Raw genomic sequence first — 1992 nt, forward strand, 5'->3', positions numbered from 1 at the left:
TTTTTCGATATACGCGCCCAATGTCGCCACTTGCGGGGGTTCGGGTCAGAGCTATCTCATGATACTGAATTACTTGCAGGGGAGGTCATTTGGTCAGCCACAATTTTATGCCGGAAGCCACTTTACCGATCCTCTCACCAGTAACGGCAAAAACGCCATGGGCGCCTCTCTGGGCCATCAATATGCGGGGTCACCGACACAAACGGGGAATCACTTGTTGGTTCCTTTAGGAAATGGTCGTATTAAAAGCCTGAGCTTGCCCAGCCCGTCCGTGGCACCGTTTGGGTGGAGGAGTCTGCTTTGAAACTTTGCGCGCTAAAATCAAAACCGTGCAGCCTGGGATATATTGGGCAGCGAGCACAAGCCATATTCAGAAACTAATAACTGCGCATATCTCGCCGCTTATCCTGCCGGTCCACGGTAGTTTGCCGTAACGCCGCCTCCACCATATCCACAAAATCCCCCAGATTGGGATGTGGTGGAATCAGGTCGTCCCTAAAGTCCACGTCAAACTCCGCCTCAATGTTCAGAGACAACTCGACCAGCTGCAAAGCCTCCAGGTCAACAGGATGGGCTTCCGGCCAGTCAGGAGCATCTTGAAAGCCAAAGCCGGCCAGCATGTGTCCGATTCGGCGCCGAATACTGTTTCCGGCTTTCGGTACGACGGGCAGTTTAGATGTTTTTGGGTAAGACATACGTTTTCCTTAGCAAAACCATATAGATAAAAGAATAACATGGGCAAAGTGACTGAAATTTGCGCGGCATTTCATCCAGAAGACTTTTCCGCTTTCGCTACCAGCACCGTGTCCCTATCCAGCGCATCGGGTGTTTCCGCATCCCACGGCGAATGACCCCAGATAACCAAGATCTCCCGAAGACTCGCGTCGAAGCGCAGAGAGGCGTCCCAACTGCCCAGAAGCGGCGAAGGCTCGGCCCACATCAGGCGGCGCACATTCGCTGCGACTTGAACCATGGCAAGAGGGGTACTACGAAAAAGAAACCAACGCTGATATACGGAACATAGCGGAGGCCATCCATCGGCTCCGGCATAACCCAGACAAGTCAGTGCGCTGACGTTTTCACGCATTCCCAGCGGATCATGCGTTTGAATGGATTGACACCAGGCAGACAGAGCGATCAAATCTTCGGAGCGGATTGTCGCTTGCAAAGAATAGGGAATCCCATGGGGCTTGTAGCGTGTGTCGAATGCAAGAAGCCAATTTCGGAGACGGCTAAGGTGTGTCCTTATTGTGGGCACACCCCAGGTCCTGGGGCCGTTCGCGAGCATTTCCGCCAAAGACGCAAACGCCTTCTCCGAATCCTGGTTGGCCTCGCCTTTGGGGTCGGCGGACTGGTTTTCTTGTGGTGGAACCTGCGGCACGGTGCCATCGGCGCGTTCTGGAACACGCTTCACCACCCCTACGAGTGATTGCAAGTCCGCCTGAATCTTGTGCGAAGAAAGCCTGGGTCGATATGTGTCGCTCTGCAGGGCAAAAAGCTGGAGGAAAAATACCAGTCGATGAAAACCGTCAAAGCTGCCCGCCACTTCCCATTCATAATGCAAAACCCCCATCGCCCACGCCTGACGCAACACGTCCTCCAGGTCCCGCGCCGCATCCAGACTACCGGCGAACATGACATACGGCGGCTGCGAACGGCGCAGATGCCCTTGGCAGGACGCGATAGTCCTGAAGCGTCCATTGGCATTCAGGGCCACCACCAGAGGCAGGACACCGCGATCAATCGGCACGGGCGCGGGGCGGTTTTCCGCAGTCATCCAGCATCCGTCTTGGCTTTGAGCCGTTGCGCATCCCCCACATATTTCGGAATCCCAACCACCGGCCATTTCTTGTTGTGCCAAATATGGCAGTGGACCAAATGCGCGTTCGTTTTTGCCATCAGCCACTGGAAACCGGACTGGTCTGGACGTTTGGGACCCGAACGGATCCCGGTCCCCTGGGGAAAAATCACCACAGTCCCGCCTGCTTTGAG

Annotated in this window: 3 protein-coding genes and 1 pseudogene; 1 reads left to right on the plus strand and 3 read right to left on the minus strand. The window is 55.1% G+C overall.

What is annotated here, in order from left to right:
• Positions 1 to 304, plus strand: a 304-nt coding sequence (locus AC2VLY_RS06760) for a hypothetical protein (RefSeq protein ID WP_486894224.1), incomplete at its 5' end; no start/stop codon positions are given.
• 73 nt (positions 305 to 377) lie between these two features.
• Here AC2VLY_RS06760 and AC2VLY_RS06765 read toward each other — a convergent pair.
• The 3 genes and pseudogenes from AC2VLY_RS06765 to AC2VLY_RS06775 form a co-directional block, all read right to left on the minus strand.
• Positions 378 to 695 carry an acyl carrier protein gene (locus AC2VLY_RS06765; protein WP_031574832.1) on the minus strand — a complete coding sequence of 106 codons (318 nt, stop codon included), beginning with the start codon at positions 693 to 695 and terminating at the stop codon, positions 378 to 380.
• Between the two features lie 71 nt (positions 696 to 766).
• Positions 767 to 1777 (minus strand): hypothetical protein, encoded by a 1011-nt coding sequence (locus AC2VLY_RS06770; RefSeq protein ID WP_486921985.1) that lies wholly within the window; start codon positions 1775 to 1777, stop codon positions 767 to 769.
• Positions 1774 to 1992, minus strand: a pseudogene (locus AC2VLY_RS06775) (hypothetical protein); the annotation flags it as partial. The pseudogene AC2VLY_RS06775 and the gene AC2VLY_RS06770, both read right to left, overlap by 4 nt.

The sequence above is a fragment of the Acidithiobacillus sp. TH-A36 genome, assembly GCF_057473445.1.

Excerpts from the sequence above, each read along its gene's own strand:
- AC2VLY_RS06765 (WP_031574832.1), bottom strand. The coding sequence starts at position 695 with ATGTCTTACCCAAAAACATCTAAACTGCCCGTCGTACCGAAAGCCGGA.
- AC2VLY_RS06770 (WP_486921985.1), bottom strand. The coding sequence starts at position 1,777 with ATGACTGCGGAAAACCGCCCCGCGCCCGTGCCGATTGATCGCGGTGTC.